Annotated in this window: 23 protein-coding genes, 1 rRNA gene and 1 riboswitch; of the genes, 3 read left to right on the top strand and 21 right to left on the bottom strand. The window is 62.7% G+C overall.

Annotation, left to right across the window (positions count from 1 at the left end; translation table 11 throughout):
- Positions 1 to 48: 48 nt before the first annotated feature.
- Positions 49 to 1,524 carry a Do family serine endopeptidase gene (locus FDM28_RS15945; protein WP_138516904.1) on the top strand — a complete coding sequence of 492 codons (1,476 nt, stop codon included), beginning with the start codon at positions 49 to 51 and terminating at the stop codon, positions 1,522 to 1,524.
- Here FDM28_RS15945 and thiD read toward each other — a convergent pair.
- From thiD to FDM28_RS15890, 11 genes are all read right to left on the bottom strand, one after another.
- Positions 1,508 to 3,058: a bifunctional hydroxymethylpyrimidine kinase/phosphomethylpyrimidine kinase gene (gene thiD, locus FDM28_RS18025; RefSeq protein ID WP_138516902.1), complete on the bottom strand. Its 1,551-nt coding sequence runs from the start codon at positions 3,056 to 3,058 to the stop codon at positions 1,508 to 1,510. The genes FDM28_RS15945 and thiD overlap by 17 nt on opposite strands.
- Positions 3,059 to 3,065: 7 nt before the next feature.
- Complete coding sequence (locus FDM28_RS15935) at positions 3,066 to 3,959, bottom strand: thiazole synthase (protein WP_138516900.1); 894 nt, start codon at positions 3,957 to 3,959, stop codon at positions 3,066 to 3,068.
- Positions 3,960 to 3,962: 3 nt separating this feature from the next.
- Positions 3,963 to 4,202, bottom strand: coding sequence for a sulfur carrier protein ThiS (thiS, locus tag FDM28_RS15930; protein WP_138516897.1), 240 nt, complete (start codon positions 4,200 to 4,202; stop codon positions 3,963 to 3,965).
- Positions 4,199 to 5,242, bottom strand: a complete 1,044-nt coding sequence (locus FDM28_RS15925) for an FAD-dependent oxidoreductase (RefSeq protein WP_206021994.1) — start codon at positions 5,240 to 5,242, stop codon at positions 4,199 to 4,201. The genes thiS and FDM28_RS15925 overlap by 4 nt, the downstream gene beginning before the upstream one ends.
- Positions 5,243 to 5,244: 2 nt before the next feature.
- Positions 5,245 to 7,134 carry a phosphomethylpyrimidine synthase ThiC gene (thiC, locus tag FDM28_RS15920; RefSeq protein ID WP_138516896.1) on the bottom strand — a complete coding sequence of 630 codons (1,890 nt, stop codon included), beginning with the start codon at positions 7,132 to 7,134 and terminating at the stop codon, positions 5,245 to 5,247.
- A gap of 87 nt (positions 7,135 to 7,221) precedes the next feature.
- A riboswitch (TPP riboswitch) is annotated at positions 7,222 to 7,322 on the bottom strand.
- A gap of 63 nt (positions 7,323 to 7,385) precedes the next feature.
- Entirely contained in the window at positions 7,386 to 7,907 is a 522-nt protein-coding gene (locus FDM28_RS15915) for a hypothetical protein (RefSeq protein WP_138516894.1), read from the bottom strand.
- 27 nt (positions 7,908 to 7,934) lie between these two features.
- Entirely contained in the window at positions 7,935 to 9,758 is a 1,824-nt protein-coding gene (gene aceK / locus FDM28_RS15910; protein ID WP_138516892.1) for a bifunctional isocitrate dehydrogenase kinase/phosphatase, read from the bottom strand.
- A 67-nt stretch (positions 9,759 to 9,825) separates the two neighbouring features.
- On the bottom strand, positions 9,826 to 10,494 hold the full coding sequence (gene can / locus FDM28_RS15905) for a carbonate dehydratase (protein ID WP_138516890.1): 669 nt from the start codon (positions 10,492 to 10,494) through the stop codon (positions 9,826 to 9,828).
- A 9-nt stretch (positions 10,495 to 10,503) separates the two neighbouring features.
- Positions 10,504 to 12,507 (bottom strand): LTA synthase family protein, encoded by a 2,004-nt coding sequence (locus FDM28_RS15900; protein WP_138516888.1) that lies wholly within the window; start codon positions 12,505 to 12,507, stop codon positions 10,504 to 10,506.
- A gap of 5 nt (positions 12,508 to 12,512) precedes the next feature.
- Positions 12,513 to 13,694 (bottom strand): isovaleryl-CoA dehydrogenase, encoded by a 1,182-nt coding sequence (locus tag FDM28_RS15895; protein ID WP_138516886.1) that lies wholly within the window; start codon positions 13,692 to 13,694, stop codon positions 12,513 to 12,515.
- 66 nt (positions 13,695 to 13,760) lie between these two features.
- Positions 13,761 to 14,222: a MerR family transcriptional regulator gene (locus tag FDM28_RS15890; protein WP_138516884.1), complete on the bottom strand. Its 462-nt coding sequence runs from the start codon at positions 14,220 to 14,222 to the stop codon at positions 13,761 to 13,763.
- Between the two features lie 151 nt (positions 14,223 to 14,373).
- Between FDM28_RS15890 and FDM28_RS15885 the strand changes: the two genes are divergently transcribed.
- A complete protein-coding gene (locus tag FDM28_RS15885) occupies positions 14,374 to 15,579 on the top strand; it encodes an MFS transporter (protein WP_138516882.1) in 1,206 nt (401 codons plus the stop codon).
- On the opposite strand, the gene chrA is transcribed toward FDM28_RS15885, so the two are convergent.
- The 9 genes from chrA to FDM28_RS15840 form a co-directional block, all read right to left on the bottom strand.
- The gene (gene chrA, locus FDM28_RS15880) at positions 15,576 to 16,937 is read right to left on the bottom strand and encodes a chromate efflux transporter (RefSeq protein WP_138516879.1); all 1,362 of its coding nucleotides are present in this window, start codon (positions 16,935 to 16,937) and stop codon (positions 15,576 to 15,578) included. The two genes, FDM28_RS15885 and chrA, sit on opposite strands and share 4 nt — an antisense overlap.
- A gap of 40 nt (positions 16,938 to 16,977) precedes the next feature.
- Positions 16,978 to 17,949 (bottom strand): M48 family metallopeptidase, encoded by a 972-nt coding sequence (locus FDM28_RS15875; RefSeq protein ID WP_138516877.1) that lies wholly within the window; start codon positions 17,947 to 17,949, stop codon positions 16,978 to 16,980.
- 12 nt (positions 17,950 to 17,961) lie between these two features.
- On the bottom strand, positions 17,962 to 18,705 hold the full coding sequence (locus tag FDM28_RS15870; protein ID WP_138517194.1) for a lysophospholipid acyltransferase family protein: 744 nt from the start codon (positions 18,703 to 18,705) through the stop codon (positions 17,962 to 17,964).
- A gap of 53 nt (positions 18,706 to 18,758) precedes the next feature.
- Positions 18,759 to 19,307, bottom strand: coding sequence for a D-glycero-beta-D-manno-heptose 1,7-bisphosphate 7-phosphatase (gene gmhB, locus FDM28_RS15865; RefSeq protein WP_138516875.1), 549 nt, complete (start codon positions 19,305 to 19,307; stop codon positions 18,759 to 18,761).
- Between the two features lie 14 nt (positions 19,308 to 19,321).
- On the bottom strand, positions 19,322 to 21,442 hold the full coding sequence (gene glyS, locus FDM28_RS15860) for a glycine--tRNA ligase subunit beta (protein WP_138516873.1): 2,121 nt from the start codon (positions 21,440 to 21,442) through the stop codon (positions 19,322 to 19,324).
- A gap of 20 nt (positions 21,443 to 21,462) precedes the next feature.
- The gene (gene glyQ / locus FDM28_RS15855; protein ID WP_087495186.1) at positions 21,463 to 22,368 is read right to left on the bottom strand and encodes a glycine--tRNA ligase subunit alpha; all 906 of its coding nucleotides are present in this window, start codon (positions 22,366 to 22,368) and stop codon (positions 21,463 to 21,465) included.
- Positions 22,369 to 22,481: 113 nt separating this feature from the next.
- Positions 22,482 to 24,044, bottom strand: a complete 1,563-nt coding sequence (gene lnt, locus FDM28_RS15850; protein WP_138516871.1) for an apolipoprotein N-acyltransferase — start codon at positions 24,042 to 24,044, stop codon at positions 22,482 to 22,484.
- Complete coding sequence (locus tag FDM28_RS15845) at positions 24,044 to 24,919, bottom strand: HlyC/CorC family transporter (RefSeq protein ID WP_138517192.1); 876 nt, start codon at positions 24,917 to 24,919, stop codon at positions 24,044 to 24,046. The genes lnt and FDM28_RS15845 overlap by 1 nt, the downstream gene beginning before the upstream one ends.
- 83 nt (positions 24,920 to 25,002) lie before the next feature.
- Complete coding sequence (locus tag FDM28_RS15840) at positions 25,003 to 25,539, bottom strand: GNAT family N-acetyltransferase (RefSeq protein ID WP_240792048.1); 537 nt, start codon at positions 25,537 to 25,539, stop codon at positions 25,003 to 25,005.
- 271 nt (positions 25,540 to 25,810) lie between these two features.
- Here FDM28_RS15840 and FDM28_RS15835 point away from each other — a divergent pair, with 271 nt between their 5' ends.
- A complete protein-coding gene (locus FDM28_RS15835) occupies positions 25,811 to 26,533 on the top strand; it encodes an FFLEELY motif protein (protein WP_138516869.1) in 723 nt (240 codons plus the stop codon).
- Between the two features lie 60 nt (positions 26,534 to 26,593).
- On the opposite strand, the gene rrf is transcribed toward FDM28_RS15835, so the two are convergent.
- A 5S ribosomal RNA gene (rrf, locus tag FDM28_RS15830) occupies positions 26,594 to 26,704 on the bottom strand; the annotation flags it as partial.

Here is a 26,704-nt window from a genome sequence, read left to right as displayed (position 1 = left end):
TCACGCGGCAATCGCCGCGGCTTCACTCCGGAGTGACAGGATGGCACCATGTTGACCCGAAGCATCCCTCTCCGTTTCCGCCTCGCCACCACCTTGCTGGCCCTGTCTGCCACCACCCTGCTCTGCGCACCGGTGGCGCATGCCGCCGGGGAGACCCCTGTAGCAACGCCCGCCATCCGCCACATCGGCACGCCCGACTTTGCCCAGATCGTGCAACGCTACGGCCCGGCAGTGGTCAACTTCAGCGTCACCGGCACCCGCTTGGTCACCGCCGACGGCAAAGACAGCAGCAACGCCACCAAGGGCGCGGACAACGAAGACCCCACGCAACTCTTTTTGCGCAAATTCCAGGAGCAGTTCGGCGCCACGGGGGCGAGCATGCAGATTCCTGTCAACTCCAGGGGCTCGGGCTTCGTAGTGAGTGCAGATGGTCTGGTGCTGACCAACGCCCATGTGGTGGCGCACGCCAGCGACATCACCGTCAAGCTCACCGATCGGCGCGAGTTCAAGGCCAAGCTCCTGGGCAGTGACACCCAAACCGACATCGCCGTGCTCCAAATCGACGCCCATGACCTGCCCACCGTGGCCATCGGCCAGCCTTCCGAGCTCAGCGTGGGCGAGTGGGTGCTGGCCATTGGCTCGCCGTTCGGGCTGGACAACACGGTCACCACCGGCGTGGTCAGCGCCAAGAGCCGCAGCCTGCCGGAGGACTACACCGTGCCCTTCATCCAGACCGATGCGGCCATCAACCCCGGCAACTCTGGCGGCCCACTGTTCAATGCGCGCGGCGAAGTAGTCGGAATCAACTCGCAGATTTACACCCGCAGCGGCGGCTACCAGGGCCTGAGCTTTGCCATCCCGATCGACCTGGCGCAATCGGTCGCGCGCCAGATTGTGGCGACCGGCCATGCCTCGCACGGGGTGCTGGGTGTCTCGGCCCAAGAGGTAACCCAGGCGCTCGCCGACGCCTTCAAGCTGCCACGCCCGCGCGGCGCGCTGATTGCCGAGGTGCATGCTGACAGCGCTGCCGCCAAGGCCGGCTTGCAATTAGGCGATGTAATCGTGATGGTGGACGGCCACCCGGTCGAGGCCTCCAGCGACCTGCCGCTGTGGATTGCCATGGCCGTGCCCGGCCAGCAAGTGCAGCTCGACGTGGTGCGCAACGGCAGCCTCGTGCATGCCCGCGCCACCATGGACGACCCCGAGCAGCGCAAGCCCGCAGCCAACGCCCAGCCCCAAGTGCCGGTGCTACCCCAGTTGGGTCTGGCGGTGCGGCCCCTGCTCCCCGTGGAGCAGCGGGTGGCCGGGGCGCGCTACGGCTTGATGGTGGAAGGCGTGCAGCCCGCAGCCGACAAGGCCGGCATCGCCCCCGGCGACATCCTGCTGGCCATCAACCAGGTGCCCGTGACCTCGGTAGAGCAAGCCCGCGCCCTGCTGGTGCAAGCCAAAGGCACCGTGGCGCTGCTGGTGCAACACGAGGGCATCAAGGGCTTTGTGACCCTGGCCCTCAAGACGGGCGGCTGAAACCCGCCATCAAGGCCCGGCACGCCGCCTCCGGGTCGGCTGCGCGGGTGATGGCAGAAATCACCGCCGCACTTGCCGCGCCGGTGGCGGCCACCGCTGCCACATTGTTCGCGTCAATGCCTGCGATACCCACCACGGGCAGCGGCAGCACACCGGCCCAGTAGCGCAGGTTGTCCAGCCCCTGGGGAATCCAAGGCATGTCTTTGCTCTGCGTGGCGAAGATGGGGCCGCAGGCGATGTAGCTGGGCCGCAGCGCCCAGGCACGGGCGACTTCCCAGTAGCTGTGGGTGCTGAGCCCCAAGCGCACGCCGGCTTGGCGCAGCGCGTGCAGGTCCACCTGCTCCAAATCTTCTTGCCCCAGATGCACGCCGTAAGCGCCGTGTTGCAGGGCGAGCTGCCAGTGGTCGTTGATGAAGAGTTGCGCACCGGGAGTGGCCTTGGCTACGGCAATGCTCTCAGCTATCTGCGCCGACAGCGTGGGCTCAGCGGGGTCTTTGATGCGCAGTTGCACGGTGCGGATGCCACTCTCCAGCACGCGGCGCACCCAGGCGGCGCTGTCGACCACGGCATAGACACCCAACGAGGGATTGCTGAGTGCTGCGAAGGTTGGCAACGCTTGCACATCCAGCGCAGCAGAGGCTCCCGGCAAAGTGAAAGCGGGCAGGCTGTCGATGTGCTGCGCAAAGTCCGGCAGCACCTGCACCGGGCCTGCGCCCTGCCCTGCGACGTAGGCGTGGCGCAGGGCGTGGGTGGTGGCCATCTTGGCCAGCACCACGGCATCGGCCACGCAGTAGCCGCTGGCCAGCGCGGCGGCGGCGGTAGATGCGAAGGTGCAGCCGGTGCCATGGTGGTGGGGCGTGTCCACACGCGGCAGGCTGAGCCAACCGCTGGCTTGCGGGCTAGTAAACCAGTCGCTGGCCAGCGCACCGTCCGCATCGCCACCGGTGATGCAGAGGGACACACCTTTTTGGAGAAAGGCTTGCTGCGCGGCAGGTTCAGTCAACCCCAAGCGTTGTGCCTCGACCTGGTTGGGCGTCACGAGTGTGGCGCGGGGCAACAGCTCGGTGACATAGGCCTGGCGCACCGCGTCGTCAGCAAAGGCGGCGCCGGTGGTGGACCCCAGCACGGGGTCGACGACCAGCGCCACAGGCTGGCCCTGCGCGCGCAGGCGGTCCACCCACTGGCAGACGACATGCACGTTGTCCACACTGCCGAGCAAACCGGTTTTGATGGCCTGCGGCGGCATATCCGCCGCCAGCGTATGCAGTTGCGCATCCAGTAGTTCTGCGCCGATGGGCTCCACCCGCGTGACGGCTACCGAGTTTTGGGCGGTGATGGCGGCCACAGCCGTGCAGCCGTGCACGCCAAAAGCTTGCAGCGCTTTGAGGTCGGCCTGCAGGCCGGCACCGGCACCGGAGTCGGAACCGGCAATGCTCCAGACTACGGGGCGTTTGCCATCGGCCACGACACCCAATTCAGTACCAAAAGTGCTTCTAGCCTTTGTAGGTAGTGCGCAAGCAGCTTCTTTTTTCATAGCAATCTCACAACAGAATGGGATGGCCCGCGACCGGCGTAGACGCCACCGCCATGTCCTGTCGCGCCATGACACCGGCCTCGAACGCGAGGCGGCCAGATTCAATACCCAGCTTGAACGCGCGGGCCATGCGCACCGGGTCTACCGCGTGGGCCACGGCGCTATTGAGTAGCACCGCGTCCAGCCCCAGCTCCATGGCCTGCACCGCGTCGGCCGGCGAGCCTATGCCCGCATCCACGATGAGGGGCACGCCGGGCAAGCGCGCACGCAAGGTGCGCAGTGCACCGGGGTTGACCAGTCCCTGCCCCGAGCCTATGGGTGCCCCCCAAGGCATGAGGATGTTGCAGCCCGCGTCCAGCAAGCGCTGGCAGCTCACGAGGTCGTCCATGCAGTAGGGGAAGACGTCGAAGCCGTCCTTCACCAGTTGCGTGGCGGCAGTCAGCAGCTCAAACGGGTCGGGCTGTAGGGTGTGGGCGTCACCCACGACTTCGAGTTTGATCCACGTCGTGTCGAACAGCTCGCGTGCCATGTGGGCCAGGGTGATGGCTTCGCGGGCGGTGTGACAGCCGGCGGTGTTGGGCAGCAGGTGGGCGCCGGTGGCTTTGATGAGGGCAAAGAAGTCGCCTGCCTCGGCTCCATGGGCGAGTTGGCGGCGCAGGCCCATGGTGACGACTTGGGCGCCGGAGGCTGCAATGGCGTCTTGCAGGACTTGGGGGGATGGGTAGCTGGCGGTGCCTAGGAAGAAGCGGCTAGTGAGGGTGCGGCCGCCTATGTGCCATTCGCTTCGGTCAGCGCGACTGGCCGACTGGCCGCTCTGCTCCGTGTCCCCCGCCCGCTTTGCGGGCTCCTCCTTGACCTGCGCAGAACGGCCAGTCGCCCAGTCACTTTGTGCGGTGCTCATGATTCAACCTCCTTCAATCGGTTGGAAGGTCAGAATGGTGTCGCCCTCGGCCAGCGGCTGCTGGGCGCGCAGGCTGCGGGGCACGAAGTTGCCATTGACGGCGGTGGCCAGGCCTGCGGGCTGCACGCCGCGCGCTTCCACCCAGGCGTGCAGGGTGGTGGCGGTAGTGCTTTCCGGGTGGCCGTTCACCACCACGGTGATGGTGTGCAGCGTGGCGTCTGCGGCGTTGTCGATCGTGCTCATAGCTTTAGCTCGTGCAAGGCCTGCTCCACCAGCGCGGGGGCGATGAGCCAGCCGTGGCGGAAGAGGCCATTGATTTCGGTGGTGCCTGCGCGGTGACGGATCACGGGCAGGTTGTCGGGTAGCGCGGGGCGCAGGTTGGTCTCGGTGTGGACCACGCGTGCCTCCGCCAGCGCGGGCATGGCGCTGTGTGCGGCGCTCAGCAGCTCCACGGTGCTGCGCAGCGACACGGGCGAGCGGTCTTCGCTTTCGATTTCGCTGGCACCGATCACGATCACATCGTCCGGGCGCGGCACCATGTAGATGGAGTGGCGCGGGTGCAGCAAGCGCACCGGGCGGTGCAGGGGCACACCGGGCGCGTGCAACCAGAACACCTCGCCGCGCACGCCGCGCACCGGCAGCGCAGGCTTGGCGCCTGCGCCGCGCACGTCGAACACATGGTCAAAGCGGTGCTGCACTTCGCCCACACCAATCACACCCACGTCCACGGCCGTCACCGTGCGGCCCCAGTGCCATTGCGTGCCCTGGGCTGTGGCCTGTGCGGCCAATGCTTGCAGGGTTTGGATCGGGTGGATCTGCCCTTCGCTGGGCAGCAGCCAGGCCAGCGCCGGGCCACTGATGCTCGGCTCCAGCTCGCACAGCTGTGGCAGCGACAAGGGTTGCGGCTGGTAGGGCGCATCGGCCTTGGCTTGCAGCAACCCGACCACGCGCTGCGCTGCGCCTGCATCGCTGCGGTGCGCCAACAGCAGGCTGCCCTGCATGTGCAAGGCCACCGGCTGACTCAGGCTCTGCACGATCTGCGGCCAGAGCTGGCAGGAGCGCAGGCCCAGTGCAAACACCTCGTTGCCCGCGCGCTCCAGTTCGGCCACCGGGCTCAGCATGCCCGCAGCCGTCCAGCCCGCGGCCAGCGAGCCCGAGTCCGCACGCGGACCCGGCCCACTGGCGGGGTCGAACACCTGCACCGCGTGGCCCGCGCGGCTGAGCGTGTACGCCAGCAGCCGCCCGAGCACGCCCGCACCGGCAATGCCTATGCGCAGCGCCATGGTCAGCCCTTCAGGTCTTCGGCTTTGCTGATGGGGATGTAGATTTCCCCACCCACCTTTTTGAACTCGTCCGACATGACGTCCATGCCCGACTGCAGGGCCTGCTCCTCGCTCACGCCCAGGTTCTTGGCGTAGTCGCGCACCTCTTGGGTGATCTTCATGGAGCAGAACTTGGGGCCGCACATGGAGCAGAAATGCGCCACCTTGGCCGAGTCTTTAGGCAAGGTTTCGTCGTGGAAGTTGCGTGCAGTGTCGGGGTCCAGAGACAAGTTGAACTGGTCCATCCAGCGGAACTCGAAGCGCGCTTTGGAGAGCGCATCATCCCGCGCCCGTACACCGGGGTGACCCTTGGCCACATCGGCCACGTGGGCAGCAATCTTGTAGGTGATGATGCCGGTCTTCACGTCTTCGCGGTCGGGCAGGCCCAGATGTTCCTTGGGTGTCACGTAGCACAGCATGGCGGTACCGAACCAGCCGATCATGGCGGCACCAATGCCGCTGGTGATGTGGTCATAGCCCGGCGCGATGTCGGTGGTCAACGGCCCGAGGGTGTAGAACGGGGCCTCGTCGCAGTGCTTCAACTGCTCGGTCATATTGGCCTGCACCATGTGCATGGGCACGTGGCCGGGGCCTTCGATCATCACCTGCACATCCTGCTGCCAGGCTTTTTTGGTCAACTCGCCCAAGGTACGCAACTCTGCAAATTGCGCCTCGTCGTTGGCGTCCGCACCGGAGCCGGGGCGCAAGCCATCGCCCAGCGAGTAGCTCACGTCGTACGCCTTCATGATCTCGGTCATCTCGTCGAAGTGCGTGTACAAGAAGTTTTCTTTGTGGTGGGCAATGCACCACTTGGCCATGATGGAGCCACCACGGGACACGATGCCCGTCACACGATTGGCCGTGAGGTGGATGAAGGGCAGGCGCACGCCAGCGTGCACCGTGAAGTAGTCCACGCCCTGCTCAGCTTGCTCGATCAATGTGTCGCGGAAGATTTCCCAGGTCAGGTCTTCGGCAATGCCACCCACCTTTTCCAGCGCCTGGTAAATCGGCACGGTGCCGATGGGCACGGGCGAGTTGCGCACGATCCAGTCGCGTGTGGTGTGGATGTTTTTGCCGGTGGACAAGTCCATCACGGTGTCGGCACCCCAGCGGATGGACCAGACCAGTTTTTCCACTTCCTCTTCGATGCTCGAGGTCACTGCCGAGTTGCCGATGTTGGCGTTGATCTTCACCAGGAAATTGCGGCCAATGGCCATGGGCTCCAGCTCGGTGTGGTTGATGTTGGCCGGGATGATGGCGCGGCCACGGGCCACTTCGTCACGCACAAACTCAGGGGTGACGATTTTGGGAACGCTGGCCCCAAAGCTGTTGCCCGCCAGACGCTTCTCGCGGTCGGCGTTGCTGAGGTACTGCGCTTGCCACTCGAGGTTCTGGTTCTCACGCAGAGCGACGTATTCCATCTCGGGGGTGACGATGCCTTTGCGGGCGTAGTGCATTTGCGTGACGTTGGCGCCACTCTTGGCGCGGCGCGGCTGACGCTGCAGTCCGGCGGCTTGGGCACGCAGGGCGGCCAAAGCGTCTGTCTCGCCGTTCTTCAGGCCATCGTCCAGCGCAAAGGGCTTGCGGCCTTCGTAGAGCTCGGTGTCACCACGTCCATCGACCCACGCCTGACGCACCAGAGGCAGGCCGGCGCGTACATCGATATGGGCTTGCGGATCGGTGTAGGGGCCAGAGGTGTCGTACACCGTCACGGCCTCGCCATTGCTCTGCATGATTTCGCGCAACGGCACCTGAATGTCAGGGCGGCTGCCTTGCAAATAGCGTTTGGTGGAAGCAGGAAGCGGTTCGCGCGTGAGGCGGATGAACTGGGCGAGTTTGTCGGGTGCGTTCACTGGGAAATCTCCGGGTTAACGCCCGAAGACAGAGAAAGCCACCGCCCCGCAAACTTCAAAATGAGACCGCCCGCACGGCACACGGCCTGGGGCATTGCTCTGCACTTCTTACGCTGGTATGAACCAGATCAAGTTCACGGGTTTGGTATCCATCTCAGCGCAACCACTGCGCACCCCGGGCAGGGCGGAGTGTACGACATGTGCAGAAGCTGGTACGACATCGCCTGTATGGAGCTGATGGAGAAGAGAAATCAGGGACATACCGTCGCCATGCTACTCAGAATCCCTGTACGACCCGCCAACAGATCGGCATCCATCCGCGCAACTTCCACTTTGGTCTTTGGCACCCAGTACAGGAAGTTCAGCTCAGGGTTGTTGCGTTGTGCGACATGCACTTGAATCAAACCAGTTGCGGACGGCAAGACCGCGACCTCAAGCACCTCAGACGCATTAGGGAGACTCCTGTACAGCAAACGACCGGACTCCGTATCCTCACTCTGCAAATGAGCTGTTTGGCTTGGGCCGCCCCCGACACTGCGGACCTGCAATGTATCCCCATCAATCTGCACGATGAGTAGCAGGGACAGTAAGTAGAAGCCATCGCGCCGAATATTGCTGCATATCTTCGCCAAGCTGGCAGGGTCACTTCGAGTCAGTTTTTCTTGAGTGAGTGCTAAATCAGGAAGCCAAACTCCATCGGGTGGACGCGCAAGAACGCCCAAAGAAGCTATAGCAATGCTGCCGGCCAGCAAAACGCGGATGATCGTATTCATCAAGTCCCCCTTCTAGTTCTGCGCCCCTCAACGCAAGAACCGCTTGTCCTTCTCATACGGGTACACATCATGCACATAGCCCGCCGCAATGCGCTCTTTTTGCATTTGCCAAAAAGCCGGGTCCAGCAGGTTGGCGTGGTATTGCAAAAACACATCGCGCACCAGCGGGTTGCCCAGCAGAAACGGGGCAAAGGTTTCGGGAAACACATCGCGCGGGCCCACGGCGTACCAGACTTCGCCGGACATTTCTTCTTCCTCGTTGCGCGGCTCAGGCACCTTGCGGAAGTTGCAGTCGGTGAGGTATTCGATCTCGTCGTAGTCGTAGAACACCACCTGGCTGTTGCGGGTGATGCCGAAGTTTTTCCACAGCATGTCGCCGGGGAAGATATTGGCGGCCACCATGTCCTTGATGGCGTAGCCGTAGTCAATCACGGCGCGGGCAATCTGCTCCCGTGCGCGCAAGGCAGCCGGGCTGGTGTTGGCTGGGTTGGCGCCCCCGGCATCAAACGCCTCTTGCAGGTACATATTGAGCGGGATCATGCGCCGCTCGATGTACACGTGCTTGAGGATGACCTCCAGGTGGCCATCGCCATCGCGGTCGCTGATTTCCAACTGGCTGGGCGCAAACTGCTGCAGCTCGGCAATCAGCTCCTCGCTAAAACGCTCGCGCGGAAAGGCCACATCGCCGTAGTCCAGGGTATCGGCCATGCGGCCCACCCGGTCGTGCTGCTTCACCAGCTGGTATTTGGCCTTGACCTGCTCGCGGGTAGTTTCCTTCTGGTGGGGAAAAAAGTCTTTGATGACCTTGAACACATAGGGGTAGCTCGGCAAGTCAAACACCAGCATCACCATGCCCTTGATGCCGGCGGCGATGCGAAACTTGTCGGTGCTGTGCTGCAGGTGGTGCACAAAGTCGCGGTAAAACAGGGTCTTGCCCTGCTTGGCCAGCCCCAGCGCGTTGTAGAGCTCGTTGCGGGGTTTGCGCGACATCATGCTGCGCAAAAACTGCACGTAGGCGCTGGGAATCTCCATATCCACCATGAAGTAAGCACGCGCAAAGCTGAAGAGGCGCAGCAGGTCCTGCTCCCCGAACAACGCCGCATCGATGCGCAAGCGGCCCTCTTTGCTGTGCAGCACCGGCAAGGCAAAACCAGCCTCGGTGTAGCCATTGATGAGCTTGCCGATGATGTAGCAACCCTTGTTGCGAAAAAACAGATTGGAGAGCACCTGCACCTGAAAGTTGGCGAGCAGCTTGGCATCGCCCAGCTGGCGGTTCATCACCGCCAGCACATGGCGGGCATCGCGCTCCAGGTCTTCAAAGGGCACGCGCAAATCAAAGTCCTGCACCATGCGCACCAGCTGGGGGTGTACGTCGTCCGGCGTGGGGTAATAGCAGCGGTAGGTCGAGGGCGCCCGCCCGCCGGGCACGTCCAGGTTTTCGATGTACTCGGTGCTCACCGCCGGCCGTACAAAGATGAAGTCGTTCTGAAAGTAGCTGCGGTGCAGGATCTGGGTGGTCACCGAATTGAAAAACGTCTCGGCCAGCTCGGGCTGGTGGTGGTTGACCAAGAGCCCGATGTAGTGCAGCTTGATTTGCTGCCACACCTCCGCGCCCTGCTCGCCCGCTTTGAACTCGCGCTCCAGCCGGCGCGAGCACTCCTGCACCCGCAGGCCGTAAAACTCGATGCGCTCGCGCTGGGCGCGCTGCTGGCCGTGCCAGTCGCGGGTTTCAAAGCGGTGCTTGGCGCGCGCACTCTCGGTGCGAAAGAGCTGGTAGTGGCGGTTGAAGCCATCAAGCAGCGCCCGCGCAATGTCGTAGGCAACCGAGGAGTCGAGGCGGGTGGGAAACATGCGCGGCAGTTACTATGGTTTTGATAGCTGCTCGCGCATATTTCACGGGCGCCAGAGGCCTATTTGATCAAGAACGCTGCATGCGCGGCATGAGGCGCACGCCGGAGATGGCTTCGCGGTACAGCTGCTCCAGGTCGTCGCCCCGGCCCACCGTCATGTGCAGGTCTTGCACCAAGCCGTCGTGCACACCGTACACCCAGCCGTGCAGCGTGACCTCCTGCTGCGCAGCCCAAGCGTCTTGCAACACGGTGCTTTGGGCCACGTTGATCACTTGCTCAATCGCGTTCAGCTCGCACAGCGCAGCGGCTTTGCCGTGGTCGGGAATGGCGTCCAGGATGTCGCGGTGGCGGTCCCGCACGTCCTGGATATGGCGCAACCAATTGTCGGCCAGGCCGATGCGAGCGCCTTCCAGCGCGGCCTGCACGCCCGAGCAACCGTAGTGGCCCACGACCATGATGTGCTTAACCTTGAGCCGCTCCACCGCGAACTGGATGGTGGACAAAGCATTCAGGTCCGAATGCACCACCACGTTGGCCACGTTACGGTGCACAAAGATTTCCCCCGGCGCCAAGCCGATGATTTCGTTGGCAGGCACCCGGCTGTCGGAGCAGCCGATCCACATGTACTTGGGCTTTTGCTGGTTGGCCAACCCGGTAAAGAAGCCGGGGCGGGTGCGCTCCATCTCGGCGGCCCATGCGCGGTTGCTGGAAAAAAGGTCGTTGAGTTTGTCAGTCATAGGGCGTGATTATTTATGAAGCGAGGTGCGCACATTCCAGTCCAGCAGTGCGTACCGGGCACGTTCCTGCTGGTCGTCCAGGGCATTGAACTCGCATTGCGTCTGCGGCGTGGCCGAGGTGCACACGAATGACTTGGGGTTGCCCAGCTGCCACATGCCTTGCGCATTGCGCGCCTCGCCGGTGAAAAACATGGCGCGCGGCGCATTCATCGGGTCAGGCTGCGCGGGTAGCGGCTTGAGCAGATTGCGCCCGGCGTTGATGTAGCCGGCATCGACACCCGCCAAGGGGAACAGGGTGGTGAACATGTCGCGGTGGCTGGCGGGCAGGGTTTGCTGGTTGCCGCATTGCAACTTGTCGCCCCAGATCACAAACGGTACCTTGCGTACCAAGTGGCGGCGACTGGCCTCGGCATACACGCCGAAGGAGCGCACATTGTGGTCGCCCGTGGCAGCCAGAATGGTGTGGGCAAACTGCGGAGTTTTCTGAAAATCCTGGATAAATCCACCCAGCTGGTCAGTGGCGTAGTGATAGGTGTCCAGGTTGGGAATCAGGGTTTCTGAACTCGCTTCCCCTTTCCACAGGCTCATGTCGCGCGGCACGCGCTGGTAGTCCGGTGGCAGGTCGTACGGCGGGTGGTTGGTCATGGTGAGCACAAACACCATCAAGGGCTTGTCCGCCGGCTGGGCGGCCATGCGCTTTTTCAGGTACTTGAAGATGTAGCTGTCCCACACGCCCCAGATGCCCAGCGTGGCTTCGGGGTAAGCCTCTTTGAGGTTGTTGGCGTCCACCACCTCGTCAAAGCCTTGTACCTTGAGCACGCGGTTCAGGTCACGCCACCCGGCACGGCCGGAAGTGAGAAACAGCGTTTGGTAACCCGCCTGCTTGGCCACATTCGCCACCGCCCACGGAATCGGCCGGCGCCCCGCATCGCCCAGCGTGAGCGGCGTGATGGGGGTGGAATACAAAATGGCTTCCAGCGACGGGTGGGTGCCCGCGTGCGCAGAGTCAAAGTTTTTGAAGTGGCAAGCCCGCTCCAGCGTGGGCGCCAAGCGGCCCATCACATCAAACTGGGGCGACTGGTAGAGCAGTGGCTCGGCACTCCACGACTCCATCAGAAAAAACACGAGGTTCTTTTTGGTAGCCCCCGCAGGCAAGGCCTCGTGCGCGAAGAGCGCGGCCTTGACTTGCGCATCGTCGTCGTGCGGCAAGCCCAGCGCCTCGGCAGCGGCCAGCGGGGAGCGGAAGCCCATGGCTTTGACGCCCACGTTCGGGTCCGCCAGGTTTTGGGACTCCGAGCGGCTGTCCCACGCATATTTGAGGGCGATGACGCCGTTGGGCACCATGTCGTTGAGGAACTGGGAGGTAGTCACCGTCAAGTGCTGGCGCTGCAAGGCCATCTGCCGCACCGTGCCTTTGCCCGCAAACAGCAGCGCAAACAAGGCCACGATTACCACCACCAGCTTGACCACAGCGTGGCGAGTGTGCAGCAGCGTGTCCGGCTGGATACGGCGCACCAGCCCCCGGTGCAAAGCCACCGAGCCCCAGGTCAGGGCCGCCGCCAGCAACAGCGTCCACACCACCGGGAAGTCGTGCCAAATCGTCTTGAGCACAGCTGAGGTGTCGTCCTCCGCGATCCCGAAAACCAGGGAGTCGATAGGCGTTTTATAAAACCCGAAGTAATGCAGGTTGACCAGCGAGAGCATCACATACAGCAATGCCAGCCCTGCCACCACCCGCCCCTGCACCCGGCCGGAAACCCAGGGCAACACCAGAAGCAACAGAAAGCCGGCGATCGCGCTGACCTTCAGGTCAAACCGGAAACCCTGCAGCGCCACCGCTGCCACATCGCTGCCAGGGGCTTGGTAGCCCTGCGGCCAGAAATATGCCAGTTGCCCCCAGCGAATCACACTCAGCGCCACCACCAGGGGCACGATGAGCACCCACGCGCGCATCAGGCCGCGCAGGGCGCCATGGAGGAGTGTGGTCAGGGTGCGGGCAATGGCATGTTTCATAAGCCTCACATTGTCTCAGCGAACAGCTCCCGTCCGATGAGCATGCGGCGGATCTCACTGGTACCCGCCCCGATTTCATACAACTTGGCATCGCGCCACAAGCGCCCCAGCGGGTACTCGTTGATGTAGCCATTGCCACCGAAAATCTGCACGCCCTCGCCCGCCATCCAGGTGGCCTTCTCGGCCGTCCACAAAATCACGGAAGCGCAATCCTTGCGGACCTGGCGCACATGCTCCGCGCCCAGCAAGTCCAGATTCTTCGCCACGGTGTAGGCAAAGGCCCGGCCGGCTTGCAGCACGGTGTACATATCTGCCACCTTGCCCTGGATCAGCTGGAACTCGCCGATGCTTTGGCCGAACTGCTTGCGGTCGTGGATGTAGGGAATCACGTTGTCCATCACCGCCTGCATGATGCCCAGCGGCCCGCCGGAGAGCACCGCGCGCTCGTAGTCCAGGCCGCTCATCAGCACCTTGGCGCCGCCATTGACTTGCCCCAACACGTTGGCCAGCGGCACTTCCACGTTGTTGAACACCAGCTCGCCGGTGTGGCTACCGCGCATGCCCAGTTTGTCCAGCTTTTGCGCAATGCTGAAGCCGGGCATGGACTTTTCGATCAGGAAAGCGGTCACTCCACGCGCGCCCAGCTCGGGCTCGCTCTTGGCATAGACCACCAAGGTATCCGCATCCGGACCGTTGGTGATCCACATCTTGTTGCCGTTGAGCAGGTAGTAGCCGCCTTTGTCTTCGGCCTTGAGCTTCATGCTCAGCACATCGCTGCCGGCGCCGGGCTCACTCATGGCCAATGCACCCACGTGCTCGCCGGTGATGAGTTTGGGCAGGTACTTAGCACGCTGTTCGGGTGTGCCGTTGCGCTTGATCTGGTTCACGCACAGGTTGCTGTGCGCACCATAGCTCAGGCCCACCGAGGCGCTGGCACGGCTGATTTCTTCCATGGCCACCATGTGGGCCAGGTAGCCCATGTTGGCGCCACCATATTCCTCGCCCACGGTGATGCCGAGCACGCCCAGGTCGCCCATCTTGCGCCACAGGTCCATGGGAAATTGGTCAGTGCGGTCGATCTCAGCGGCACGGGGGGCGATTTCGGCTTGGGCGAACTCGCGCACGGCATCGCGCAGGGCGTCAATGTCTTCGCCGAGTTGGTAGTTCAGTCCGGGCAGGTTGCTCATGGTGGTCTCCTCGTTGTAGTGTGTCTGTGTGAAAGCGCAGTGACGCGCAGGGCCTCTATGCAGCCCTTATGCCGCCTTTTTGCCGACCGCTTTGGCTGCGGGCTTGGTAGCCAGGGCCTTGGCGACCGGTTTGCTGATCTTGAGTTCACTCTTGGCGAGCAAGGCCTTGGCCTCACGCTGGTGCACCTTGATCTCGTCCAGGTTGGCTTGCAGGTCGGCCATTTGTTCTTCCACCTGCTTGCGGTGGGCGGCCAGAACGTCCAGAAACTTTTGCAACTGTGCGCCGGTGTCGCGCGGGCTGTCGTACATCTCAATGATGTCTTTGGCCTCCGTCAGGCTCAGGCCCAGGCGCTTGGCCCGCAACGTGAGCTTGAGGCGGGTGCGGTCCCGCCCGCTGTACACCCGGTTGCGGCCGCCGGGGCCGGTGCGCTCGGGTTGCAGCAGCCCCAGATCTTCATAAAAGCGGATGGCGCGGGTGGTCAGGTCAAACTCTTTGGCCAGATCGCTGATGCTGTAGGTGGTGCTCATGGTGAATTCGGGGGCTTGGCAGGCCTGAAAAGTTGACGTTTACGTAAACGTCAATTATGAAGCAAAAGAAAAGCGGGTTACTAAACCAGAACGCCGCTCCCGCGCCCCGCCGGCACACACCAAACGGCCTTTGCCGCGCTAGAGTGCTGCCATGCCCCGCTCCCACCACCTCAGTTTTTACGGCTCGCTACTACTCTCCCGCTTGGCGGATCAGGTCTTGCTGTTTCTGGTGCCGCTGGTGGTGTACCAGCAAACAGGCAGCGCGTCGTGGACCGGGGTTGCCTTTTTTGTGGAGACATTGACCCGCTTTGTCGCCTTCCCCGTTTGCGGGGTGCTGAGCGACCGGCGACCGCCCATGCGCCTGCTGCGCCAGAGCCAGGCCTTGCGGGCGCTGAGCTGCATCGCAGGGCTGGCGGCAGGTTTTGCGCTAGCGCAGCATGCGGCCTTAGTGGCGCTGGTGCTGGTGTCTGCCGCCTGTGGCGTGTTCACCACCCAGGGCGTGATGGCGCGCGAAGTGCTACTGCCCCACATCTTTCCTGGCGAACGGTTTGAGCGGGTGCTTGCCCATGCGCAAATCGCCGACCAGCTCGGCATGGTGGCAGGGCCGGTCGTGGCCGCAGCGGCTTTGGCGCTATGGCCCTGGCAAGGGGTCCTGGGCTGCAGCGCCTTGCTGTTTGTGGCGGCAGATGCAGGGCTCGCCTGGTGGCAGCGCCAGCACACGGGCCCTCTACCCCAAGGGCAGCACACGCAGGGGGAGTCTTGGTGGGTGCCGCTGGGGACCGCACTGCAACACATTGCCCACCTCCCCGGTCTCAAACCCCTGATTGCCCTGGCCGCCGGGGTGAACCTCGTGGTCGGCGTGACGCAGGCCACGGTGGCGGCCATGGTGACCGGCATGTTGGGCCAAAGCGATGCGGCGTATGCACAACTGCAAACCGCTGGCGCGGTGGTCACCGTGCTGGTGTTGGCCTGGGTTGCGCGCGTGCACTGGCGCGGCCATGCGCTGGGCGTGTGGTCCTACACCCTGCTGTTTGCCGGCGGTCTGATGACGGCGTGGGCCGTGCACCCCGGGATCTATGCGCTGGGCTTTTTGCTGGTGATCGGGTTTGACAAGATGTTCAGCGTCTACATCCGTGCCGGGCGCCAACGCATCATTCCGCCGCAAGACTTCGGCAAAACCAGCGGCGTGGTGGTGTTGCTTAACAACCTCACCCAGCCCCTGGCCGGCCTGGCCGTGGGCCTGGGCGCACAGGGTGCCGATGCGCGCGGCGTGATCACGGCGCTGGTGCTGGGCATGGGCTTGATAGGCGGCGCCGTACTGTGGATGTGGCGGCACGCCGCCAGCCCCAAGGCTTAGCGCGCCACCATGCTGCTGGCCAGCCCCAGCAGTGCGCACGCGGCAATCACGTGCATCACATTGCGCTTGTAGCGGAACAGGGCGACGCCGGCTGCCACCGCAATCAACGCCGACACCGCGTCAAAGCGCCCGGCAAAGCCCTGGGGCCAAAGCACGTGGTAGCCGAAGAACAGGGTCAGATTGACAATCACCCCCACCACCGCTGCCGTGATGGCCGTGAGAGGCGCTGTGAATTTGAGCTGCTTGTGGGTGCTCTCCACCACCGGGCCTCCGGCCAGGATGAATACAAACGACGGCAAAAACGTGAACCAGGTCACCACGCACGCAGCCATGGCACCGGCCAGAAACAGGCTGTCCGGCCCGAACACCGCTTTGGTATAGCCCCCCACAAAGCCGACAAACGCCACCACCATGATCAGCGGCCCCGGGGTGGTTTCCCCGAGGGCCAGCCCGTCCATCATTTGGGTGGGGTTGAGCCAGGCAAAGCTCTCCACCGCCCCTTGGTACACATAGGGCAGCACCGCATACGCACCGCCAAAGGTGAGCAAGGCGGCCTTGGTGAAGAACCAGCCCATTTGTGTCAGGGTGTGCTGCCAGCCATACGCCAGCGCCAGGCCGGCCATGGGCAGCGCCCACAGCGCCAGCCCCACCGCGCACACGCAGGCCAGCCGGCTCCAGCGGAACTGCGCATGGGGCGGCGTGGGGGTGTGGTCATCCAGCAGGGCAGCACCAAACGACTTGTCTGCCGCACCATGCCCGCCACCAGCCCGGAACCACTGCGGCGCCCACCGGCCACCGGCGTAACCCACCAGTGCAGCCGCCAGCACGATCACCGGAAATGGCACATTCAAGGCAAAGATGGCCACAAACGATGCCACCGCCACCAGCCACAGCGCGTTGTGCTTGAGCGCCCGCGAGCCGATGCGGTGCGCCGCATGCACCACGATAGCCGTCACCGCCGGCTTGATGCCATAAAACAAGCCCGCCACCCACGCCACCTGCCCGAAGGCGATGTACACCCACGACAAGCCAATCAAAATCGCCAGCGACGGCAGCACAAACAGCGCACCAGCTACCACGCCGCCCCAGGTGCGGTGCATCAGCCAACCGATGTAGGTGGCCAGCTGCTGGGCCTCGGGGCCGGGCAGCACCATGCAATAGTTGAGCGCGTGCAAAAAACGCTTTTCTGAAATCCAGCGCCGGCGCTCCACCAACTCGGTATGCATGATGGCAATCTGGCCGGCCGGCCCGCCAAAGCTGATGAAACCCAACTTCCACCAAAACAACAAGGCCTGCCAGAACGACACCGGCTCCGGCGGGCTGGCGGGGGGTGTGGGCAGGTGGGCGTCAGGCGGCATGGAGAGTTCCAATCAAGAGGTGCAAAAGGTAGCCATGCGGCTACCACTTGGGAATGGCCGGGTCTTTGAGGCTGTGGCGCAGGGTGGCGTAGTCGGGCACCACGGTGCGCACCGTATCCCAAAAGCGGGGGCTGTGGTCCATCACCCGCAGGTGGCTCAGTTCGTGGGCCACCACGTAGTCCACCACCGCCGGCCGGAAGTGGATCAGCCGCCAGTTGAGGCGAATGGAGCCATCGCTTTTGGCGCTGCCCCAGCGGGTGCCGGCATTGCTCAGGCTCAGCTTGGTCCAGCGCACCTGCAGCAAAGGTGCGAAGTGCTCCAGCCGCTGCACAAACAGGGCTTTGGCTTCGCGCATCAGCCAGGCTTGCACCGCATCGCGGATTTGGGCGGTGCTTGCCGTTTGCGGCAAAGCGACGCGCAGCCAGCGCACACCGGAGGCATCAGCAACGTCGTCCAGCGCCGCACCTTTGGCGCTGAAGCCGTGGGTGGCGTCCAAAGCAATGCGCACGGTATCGCCCAGAAACGGAAACTCGGCCCCCTGCGCCCAGTCCACCTGGGCATGCTGCTGGCGGGCAACGCGCTCGCGGGTTTCATGCAGCTTGCGCAGAATCCAGCCGGCTTTTTCTTGCAGGGCGGCGTCCACTTCCATCAACGGCGTCCAGCGGGGCGCGCGGACGGCCAAGCCATCCGGCCCCACCATGAAGCCAATGGTGCGGCGCTTGCCGCGGGCAAAGGCGTAACGCACCACGGCGCCGTCCAGCCGCACCTCGCGCGTCGCTTGCGGATGGCTGTAGCTCACCGGCGCAATGGCGTGGGGAAGGGGTTGGCCGGGCTCGAAGGGGCCCGCTGGCACCGGGGGCTGCGCAGGCTTGGGCACCACCAGCTCGCCAGTGGGAGCAGGAGGGGCGCGTCTTTTTGCTACTTTTTTAGGAGCTGCTCGCGCACTATCGACGGGCGCTGGAGCCTCAAAAGGCTCAAACAAATCGAGCGTAAAGCGCAGCAGCGGGTGCATGGCGCGTGCGGCTTAGGCTTTGGCGGGGTAGGCCTCAGGGTCCAGGCGGCGCATTTCGGCTTCGATCCAGGCTTGCACCTCGGCCATCAGCTCTTTGGGGTCGCGACCTTCGCTGGGAATGGGCTTGCCGATCGACACCTCTACCACCCCCGGCGTTTTGATAAAGGCTTTGCGCGGCCAGCATTTGGCACTGGTCACTGCCACCGGAATCACCGGTGCGCCCGTGGCCACCGCCAAGCGGGTGCCACCCAGTTTGTAGGTGCCCGTCTGCCCACGGGGAATGCGCGTGCCCTCGGGGAACATGATCACCCAAATGCCTTGCGCCAACAGCCGCTTGCCCTGTGCCACCACCTTGCTGAACGACTCGGCCCGCTGACTGCGGTCGATGTGGATCATGTCCAAGCGCCCCATGGCCCAGCCGAAAAATGGCACATACAGCAGCTCCTTTTTGAATACATACGCCAGCGGATGCGGCATGAGCGTGGGCATCAAAAAGGTCTCAAAAGTGGACTGGTGCTTGACCAGCAGAATCGCGGGTGCGGTGTCGCCGGTAGGCAGGTTCTCCCAGCCGATGACGTGGGTGCGTATGCCCAGCAGCACGCGCGCGCCGCCAATGGCCCAGCTCAGCCAGCGCACCGCCATCCACCACAGCGGCTTGCCGCGCACGCGGATGGACGCCACCAACATGATGATGCCCCAGGGAATCACCGTCACCAGCATCCACAGCATGTGCAGGCACGAGCGCAGCACCGCCATGAACCAGTTGGGGCGCTTTTGGGTGGGGACTGCGGTGTAAGGGGGCATGCCGCTCATGATCGGGTTACCAGGTAATCAGCAAAGGCCATCAAGTCCTCGTGGACGTGGGTGCCGGGGGGATAGTTGTCGGGCAGGGGCTTGCCGCGCAGGGACAAAGCCTTGCCGGTAAGCACCAGGTGCGGCTCGCAGCCCACTGCGGCGCCGGCGATCAAGTCGCGCAGGGAGTCGCCCGTACAGGGCGTGCCCTTGAGGTCGATCCCAAAACGCTCGCCAATCTGCTCAAACAAGCCCGGCTCGGGCTTGCGGCAGTGGCAGTTGTCGTCCGGGGCGTGGGGGCAGTAAAAAATCGCATCCACCTTGCCGCCGACTGCTGCGAGCATGGTGTGCATCTTGGCGTGCATGGCGTTAAGCGACACCACATCAAACAAGCCCCGCCCCAAGCCGCTCTGGTTGGTGGCCACCACCACATGCCAGCCGGCGTGGTTGAGCTTGGCAATGGCTTCCAGCGCGCCGGGCAGAGGGCGCCACTCGTTGGGAGACTTCACGAACTCCGCACTGTCTTCGTTGATGGTGCCGTCGCGGTCGAGAATGCAGAGTTTCATGGGAAGACTTCAGGTCAAGCTGCCAATTTGGACAAATCAGCCACGCGGTTCATGGCCACGTGCAGGCTCTTGAGCAGGCCCAAACGATTGAGGCGCAGGTCCATCTGCTCGGCGTTGACCATCACATCTTCAAAGAAGGCGTCCACCGGCGCGCGCAAGGCGGCCAGCGATTGCAACGAGGCGGTGTAGTCCCCCGCCTGCCATTGGCTTTGGGCTTGAGGCAACACGGTTTGCATGGCGGCGAAGAGGGCTTTTTCTGCCGCTTCTTGCAGCAACACTTCGCTCACGTGCGCATCCACATCGTCCGTCTTTTTCAGGATGTTGCTGATGCGCTTGTTGGCGGCAGCCAAAGCAGGGCTTTCGGACAATGCAGCAAAAGCGCGCACCGCGGCAAGTCGCTTGGCCACATCGCCCAGACGCTGCGGGCGCAGGGCCAACACGGCATCAACTTCTTGCGCGCTGTAACCCTGCTCGCGCAGGGAACCGGCCAGGCGGTCAAACATGAAGTCGACCAGCGCACCGGACGCATCCGTGATCAAGCTGCCGAATGCGGGCACCACGCTTTGCACCAGTGCGGACACATCCAGTGGCAAGTCCTTCTCGACCAGCATGCGAATCACACCCAGGGCGTGGCGGCGCAGGGCAAACGGGTCTTTGTCGCCGGTGGGCAAGTTGCCGATGCCGAACATGCCCACCAGGGTTTCGAGCTTGTCGGCCAAGGCGACGACCAGACCGGCGGTGTTGCGGGGCAAAGCGTCGCCGGCAAAGCGGGGCTTGTAGTGGTCCTCAATCGCGTGGGCCACGGTGTCGCCCAGGCCATCGTTCAGGGCGTAGTAGCCGCCCATGATGCCTTGCAGCTCAGGGAACTCGCCCACCATGTCGGTGACGAGATCGGTCTTGGCCAGCTGAGCCGCTTGGTCGGCTTGCGCTACCAAGGTCGCGTCGCCGAGTTGGGCCGCAATGGCCTTGGCAATCGCACGCACGCGCTCCACGCGCTCGCCTTGGGTGCCGAGCTTGTTGTGGTACACGACCTTGCCCAGACCTTCTACACGCGAAGCGAGTGTCTTTTTGCGGTCTTGGTCGAAGAAGAACTTGGCGTCGGCCAAACGGGGGCGCACTACGCGCTCGTTGCCGCCGATGACGAAGCTGGCGTCTTCCGGGTTGATGTTGGACACCACCAGGAACTTGTTGGTGAGCTTGCCTGCAGCATCCAGCAGCGGGAAGTACTTCTGGTTGGCCTTCATGGTGAGAATCAGGCACTCTTGCGGCACTTCAAGGAACTGGGCCTCGAACTCGCAAATCAGCACATGCGGGCGCTCGACCAATGCGGTCACTTCGTCCAGCAGGGCGTCGTCTTCAATCGGTTTGCATCCTCCGCCCACATGGGCGGCTGCAGCGTCCAACTGGCGAGCAATCTCAGCGCGGCGCTCGGCGAAGCTGGCGATCACGGCGCCGTCTTTGGCCAAGGTAGCGGCGTAGGCATCGGCATCTGCGATCACCACGGGAGACACCGCCGCTTCAAAGCGGTGGCCTTCGGTGCTGTTAGCGGCATGCAGGCCCAGTGCTTGCACCGGCACCACATCGCTGCCATGCAAAGCCACCAGGCCGTGCGCGGGGCGCACAAAGCTCACGCTGGTCCAGCCGGGCAGCTCGCAACCGCTTTGCAGCTGGTAGCTCATGACCTTGGGGATGGGCAACTTGGCGATGGTCTCCAGTAAGGCCTTCTGCAGGCCATCCACCAGAGTGGCACCCTTGACCATGCTGTCATAGAACAAAGCTTCAGCCTTGCCATCCATGGCGCGTTTGAGAGCTGGCACGGCGCTGGCATCCGCGCCCAGGGCTTGCAGCTTTTTGAGCAAGGCGGGGGTGGCGTTACCGGATGCGTCCAGGCCCACAGCCACGGGCATCAGCTTTTGCGAGACCGCTTTGTCTGCAGCTTGGGGGGCGACCGCAGCCACGTGCACAGCCAAACGACGGGGCGATGCGAAGTGCGTCACGGCCGCATCTGCTGCCACCAGGCCCTGGGCCTTGAGAGAGTCCGCCAGCACCGTGGCAAACGCTTCGCCCAATTTCTTCAATGCCTTGGGGGGCAGCTCTTCTACAAACAGTTCTACCAGAAGGTTTTTTGTTGTCATGTCTTAGTTTCTCCGTGCGCTTACGCGGCCTTCTTGGGCATCTGTTCAATCCACTCGCGCGGCGCCATGGGGAAGCCCAATCGCTCCCGACTTTCGTAGTAGGCCTGCGCCACACTGCGCGCCAAATTGCGGATGCGGCCGATGTAGGCGGCGCGCTCAGTCACGCTGATGGCGCCCCGTGCGTCCAGCAGGTTGAAGCTGTGGGCGCATTTCAGTACCTGCTCGTAGGCGGGCAGTGCAAGTTGCTGCTCCATCAGGTATTTGGCCTGCTTCTCGTGCGCGTTGAAGGCGGTGAAAAGGAAATCGGCGTCGCTGTGCTCGAAGTTGTAGGTGGACTGCTCCACTTCGTTCTGGTGGTACACATCCCCGTACTTCATGGTTTCTGTCCACTGCAGGTTGTAGACGTTGTCCACGCCTTGCAGGTACATGGCCAAGCGCTCAAGGCCGTAGGTAATCTCGCCAGTGGCGGGTTTGCAATCGATGCCGCCTACCTGCTGGAAGTAAGTGAACTGGGTGACTTCCATGCCGTTGAGCCAGACTTCCCAGCCGAGGCCCCATGCGCCCAGCGTGGGGTTTTCCCAGTCGTCTTCCACAAAGCGGATGTCGTTTTTCTTGAGGTCGAAACCCAGTGCTTCCAAGGAGCCGAGGTACAGCTCAAGGATGTTGGCGGGTGCGGGCTTGAGCACCACCTGGTATTGGTAGTAGTGCTGCAGGCGGTTAGGGTTCTCGCCATAGCGGCCATCCTTGGGACGGCGGCTGGGCTGAACATACGCGGCCTTCCAAGGCTCCGGGCCGATAGCGCGCAAAAAGGTCGCGGTGTGCGAAGTGCCTGCGCCCACTTCCATGTCATACGGCTGCAAGAGTGCGCAACCCTGGCGATCCCAGTAGTCCTGGAGGCGAAGAATAATTTGCTGAAAAGTAAGCATGGTGTGAGAGCAATCTCCGGCAACGGCCGGTGCAGGGCAAGCGTTCAAGTAAACCCGGCATTTTACGGGGCCGAGCGCGTGGCTGGCGGCACCCTGAGGCACCTGGGGCGGCTTTAAGGATGCTCGCGGCGGCGCCAAGCCCACCCGAGCAGCAACAGGCTCGCAATCCACAGCGGCCACAAGCCGAACCGCGAGGCCCACCAGGCAAACGGCGTCATGCCGGTGCGACCCTGCACCTCGCCTTGCAGCACGCCGCGGGTCTGGGGCGGCAGCATCTGCAACACCTCTCCCCGATAGGACAAAAATGCGGTCGCGCCCGTGTTGGTCGCCCGCACAAACGGGCGCTGAAACTCCAAGGCGCGGACCCGCGAGATGTTGAGGTGCTGCTGCAAAGCCACCGTGCCACCAAACCAACCCATGTTGCTGACGTTGGCGAACACCGTGGGAGCGGTCGCCGCGTCGGCAAACCGTGTGGCCAACTCTTCACCGTACAAATCTTCATAACAAATATTGGGGGCCACCCGCTCACCTTGCACAGGCAGAGAGGCTTGGCCCAGCGGGCCACGATTGAAGTCGCCCAAAGGGATATTCATCAGCCGCGTGAACCATTTGAACAGCGGCGGAATGAACTCCCCGAACGGCACCAGATGGTGCTTGTCATACTGCCAGCCGCCGGGCGCGCTGGGGCTCAGGCCAATGACGGAATTGGTGTAACCCGCCTGAAAGCTCCCCAACGGTATGCCGATGAGCGCGGAGGGGTGGCCTTGGCTAAAGCGTGCGGCCAACGCATTCCAGTAGCCGTCCGGCAATTGCTGGGGCAGTAGCGGAATGGCGGTTTCTGGCGCAACCACCAAATCGCCCGTCGTTTGCAGCAAGGCGTCGCGGTACCACTGCAACGCCAGCGGCACGCCACTACCCGCCTCGAACTTCTCATCCTGCGGAATATTTCCTTGCAGCAGCGTGACCTGCAAGGTACCCGTGGGCGTGGTCCACGCATTCCAGTCAGCGGGCATGACTGAGGGCGTCATCAACAACGCGCTCAGCGCGACGGCACCTAGCCAGCGCTCCCGCACCCACGCCAAACCCCACGCAGCGGCCCACGCGGCCACGATGGCAGACACGCCGTAGCTGCCCACCCAAGGCAGATACGCCGCCAACGGCCCGTCTACATGCGCATACCCGATCGCGCCCCACCCAAAACCGGTGAGCCAGGTGCCGCGAGCCATTTCCGCCATCAGCCATAACGCGGCAAAGGCTGAAACAGATAGCCATCCGCCAGCCGGAACGTAGCGGCGCCAAGCCCAAATGGCCAGTGCGTAGTAGCCACCCAATGCCGCCGCCAAGGCCAGAACCGCGAATGCGGCCAACCAAGCAGGCAGGCCTCCGTAGGTGTTCATGGCCACGAACAGCCACCAAAAGGTACTACCGAGCCATGCAGTTGCAAAGCCCCAAGCGAGCCACGCCGCTTGATGTGGAGTCGTCGAGCCAGACACTACGACCAAGAACACCGACAAACTGATGAGTTGTAGCCACCAAAAGGTCTGCCCTTGCGAAAATACAGTGCTAAATGGCCATCCAGCGCCCGTAGCTTGTGCGCAAGCAGCTATGAAAACTATAGCAACCGACCATCCGGCGGAGATACGCCCACCAAGCAGGCCGAACAGCGCCCCCCGCATCAGGCCGGCAAAGCGGTATCAGGCGTGTAGGACACCTTGAACCATTTCACCGCACCGCCTTTGGTGTGCAGCACCACAAAGTCCAGCCCGCAGAGGGAGTGGCGCTCGCCGCGTTTGGGAACATGGCCCATCTCGTGCGCAATCAGGCCGCCAATGGTGTCAAAGCTGTCTTCCGGGTCAGACGCCTGCATCTGCACCGTGAAAGCCTCGTTGATGCGCTCCAAAGGGGTGTCGCCGCTGACACGGTATGTTTTGTCGGCCAACGCGAAGATGTCACCTTCGTCCTCGGCAATATCGAACTCGTCTTCGATCTCACCGACGATCTGCTCCAGTACGTCTTCAATGGTGATCAGGCCTGCCACGCGGCCGAATTCATCGATCACGATGGCCAAATGGTTGCGATTACCGCGGAAATCGCGCAGCAAGTCGTTCAAGCCCTTGGACTCGGGCACGAAGACGGCGGGGCGCAGCAGAGCGCGAATATTGAGCTCTGGCGCGCGCTGCAGTTTGAGCAGATCCTTCGCCATCAGAATGCCGATGATGTTTTCCCGCTCGCCATCAAATACCGGGAAGCGGGAGTGCGCGGTATCGATCACCGCGTGCATCAACGCATCGGGTGAAGACTGAATGTCGAGCAAATCCATGCGCGTGGCGGGCACCATCACGTCACCCGCCGTCATGTCCGCCATGCGAATCACGCCCTCCAACATCACCCGGGACTCGGCGCCGATGATGTTGTTGTCTTCTGCTTCTGCCAAAGTCTCGATCAGCTCCGCCGTGGAGTCTGGGCCGGGATGGATAAATTCAGCGAGTTTCTGGAGGAAGGTGCGCTTGTCTTCTTTTTCAAAGCTTCGCGCGGGATGCGGGTCAGACACTAGGAAGGCGCCCGATAGGGCCATGGTTGCAAAGCCTCTAGGATAGCGGATTTGTATTTCACACTACCTGGCGGCAGTAGCATTCACGGAGAGCAGATGGTGGTTGCTGAAATAGCGCGCTGCCGGATCGACTGAAATATGGCAAGCCAATCCGACCAAGCCCGCGCTTGCGCCTTGGCGGTGTAGTGCAGATGGGCCCAGTACTCCTCCAGTATTTCCTGCAGGCGGGACTCCAAGCTCGGTTTGGCCAAGCGCAAACAGGCTTCAGACTCACTGCCCATGCGCTGTACCGTAGCGCCATGCTTTCGGGCAATGGCGAGCATAGGCACATTGGATGCGAGCGCTTGGATCTGCAGTACTTCCACACCTTCGTTACGTGCGTGCAATGCGGCCCGCTCGTACAAACGACCGCCAAGTCCCCGCCCCCGCCACGCAGGAAACACCGACACGCCGAAATCCCCCACGGGCTCTGAGCCTGGCAAGCGACATATCGCCAAATGCGCCAGCGCCACGATCTGCAGCTTGCGGTTGAACACCCCAAACACCGCATCGTGATGGAAGTCGAGCCGGTCTACGTATGCCTCAATCTGCACATCATTCGCCACGTAGCCGAAGCGCATCATCCGATCTTGACTATCCAGACTCCGCAAATGCGTCAGAACACGATTGCGGTGATTTGCTCCCAAGCTGCGGATACTGACCCAGGAAGAATACCCCGCGAGATAGGCGGGAGCTCCACGTAGCGGGACGTGAGGCTCATCGTATTCGACCGGTTCATTTAAGGCATGCATGGCTACAAATATAAGGGTTTTCCCTTGGTTTTTGTAGGCCAACCGCTTTAATTCAAACGCCGCCCATCCAGAAAGGAAGCCGTTCTCTACACTGATGCACATGAATCACGCTCTTGGCGCTGCAAGAATTCGCGCAGCCATCGATGAAGTACAGGCTTTGCGGCAGCTTTCAGCGCAACGACCTGAGCTCCGTGTCGCAGTACATCAAATCAAAACATTCCAATGTGCGCGTTTCGCATCCAGCTATGGAGATCTTTTGGCGCAGCCCGTCTTTGCTCCCGCATGTACCTTCTTTTTGCAGGAGTTGTATAGCGCCAAAGACTTTGAGCAACGGGATGCGGAGTTCTCGAGAATTGCTGGTGCTATGGAACGCCTCTTCCCGCAATCAATCGTGGCGATCGCAGTCGCGCTGGCAGAATTGCACTTCCTCACGGAACACTTGGACATGCAAATGGCGGCAGCCTTGGCTTCAGAAGTCGCGTCTCTCGACAACGCTCCTCTGTCTGAAGCGCTCTACCGAACAGCTTGGAAACATGTAGGCGTAATCGACAAACGCCAGCAGCAGTTGAATAGTGTGCTGGAGCTAGGTCAAGGTCTTCAGTCTGCGGTCCGCCTACCGGGCATTCGATTCACCCTGAGGGCCATGCGAGGCCCGGCCAAAGCGGCAAAGCTCGCGCATTTGCAGGCGTTTTTGGAAATCGGTTTTGATACATTCGCCGACCTTGCGCGAGTATCCAATGGTGTTGAACAGTTTTTAGATACCGTTCAAACACGAGAAACGCTTTGGATACGTGATATGTCTTGTGACCATCAACAATCGTAAAGCGAACGCCAAAACGAAGAAGGCCCACCAAAACTGGTGGACCTTTTCTCACTGTAAATAGCCTGACGATGACCTACTTTCACACGGGGATCCGCACTATCATCGGCGCTGACTCGTTTCACTGTCCTGTTCGGGATGGGAAGGAGTGGTACCAAGTCGCTATGGTCGTCA

Source organism: Rhodoferax bucti (assembly GCF_005876985.1).
Lineage (GTDB): Bacteria > Pseudomonadota > Gammaproteobacteria > Burkholderiales > Burkholderiaceae_C > Allorhodoferax > Allorhodoferax bucti.
This window is presented reverse-complemented; position numbering and strand designations above follow the sequence as displayed.

Excerpts from the sequence above, each read along its gene's own strand:
- FDM28_RS15945 (WP_138516904.1), top strand. The coding sequence starts at position 49 with ATGTTGACCCGAAGCATCCCTCTCCGTTTCCGCCTCGCCACCACCTTG.
- thiD (WP_138516902.1), bottom strand. The coding sequence starts at position 3,058 with ATGAAAAAAGAAGCTGCTTGCGCACTACCTACAAAGGCTAGAAGCACT.
- FDM28_RS15935 (WP_138516900.1), bottom strand. The coding sequence starts at position 3,959 with ATGAGCACCGCACAAAGTGACTGGGCGACTGGCCGTTCTGCGCAGGTC.
- thiS (WP_138516897.1), bottom strand. The coding sequence starts at position 4,202 with ATGAGCACGATCGACAACGCCGCAGACGCCACGCTGCACACCATCACC.
- FDM28_RS15925 (WP_206021994.1), bottom strand. The coding sequence starts at position 5,242 with ATGGCGCTGCGCATAGGCATTGCCGGTGCGGGCGTGCTCGGGCGGCTG.
- FDM28_RS15915 (WP_138516894.1), bottom strand. The coding sequence starts at position 7,907 with ATGAATACGATCATCCGCGTTTTGCTGGCCGGCAGCATTGCTATAGCT.
- aceK (WP_138516892.1), bottom strand. The coding sequence starts at position 9,758 with ATGTTTCCCACCCGCCTCGACTCCTCGGTTGCCTACGACATTGCGCGG.
- can (WP_138516890.1), bottom strand. The coding sequence starts at position 10,494 with ATGACTGACAAACTCAACGACCTTTTTTCCAGCAACCGCGCATGGGCC.
- FDM28_RS15900 (WP_138516888.1), bottom strand. The coding sequence starts at position 12,507 with ATGAAACATGCCATTGCCCGCACCCTGACCACACTCCTCCATGGCGCC.
- FDM28_RS15895 (WP_138516886.1), bottom strand. The coding sequence starts at position 13,694 with ATGAGCAACCTGCCCGGACTGAACTACCAACTCGGCGAAGACATTGAC.
- FDM28_RS15890 (WP_138516884.1), bottom strand. The coding sequence starts at position 14,222 with ATGAGCACCACCTACAGCATCAGCGATCTGGCCAAAGAGTTTGACCTG.
- FDM28_RS15885 (WP_138516882.1), top strand. The coding sequence starts at position 14,374 with ATGCCCCGCTCCCACCACCTCAGTTTTTACGGCTCGCTACTACTCTCC.
- chrA (WP_138516879.1), bottom strand. The coding sequence starts at position 16,937 with ATGCCGCCTGACGCCCACCTGCCCACACCCCCCGCCAGCCCGCCGGAG.
- FDM28_RS15875 (WP_138516877.1), bottom strand. The coding sequence starts at position 17,949 with ATGCACCCGCTGCTGCGCTTTACGCTCGATTTGTTTGAGCCTTTTGAG.
- FDM28_RS15870 (WP_138517194.1), bottom strand. The coding sequence starts at position 18,705 with ATGGCGGTGCTGCGCTCGTGCCTGCACATGCTGTGGATGCTGGTGACG.
- gmhB (WP_138516875.1), bottom strand. The coding sequence starts at position 19,307 with ATGAAACTCTGCATTCTCGACCGCGACGGCACCATCAACGAAGACAGT.
- glyS (WP_138516873.1), bottom strand. The coding sequence starts at position 21,442 with ATGACAACAAAAAACCTTCTGGTAGAACTGTTTGTAGAAGAGCTGCCC.
- glyQ (WP_087495186.1), bottom strand. The coding sequence starts at position 22,368 with ATGCTTACTTTTCAGCAAATTATTCTTCGCCTCCAGGACTACTGGGAT.
- lnt (WP_138516871.1), bottom strand. The coding sequence starts at position 24,044 with ATGCGGGGGGCGCTGTTCGGCCTGCTTGGTGGGCGTATCTCCGCCGGA.
- FDM28_RS15840 (WP_240792048.1), bottom strand. The coding sequence starts at position 25,539 with ATGCGCTTCGGCTACGTGGCGAATGATGTGCAGATTGAGGCATACGTA.
- FDM28_RS15835 (WP_138516869.1), top strand. The coding sequence starts at position 25,811 with ATGAATCACGCTCTTGGCGCTGCAAGAATTCGCGCAGCCATCGATGAA.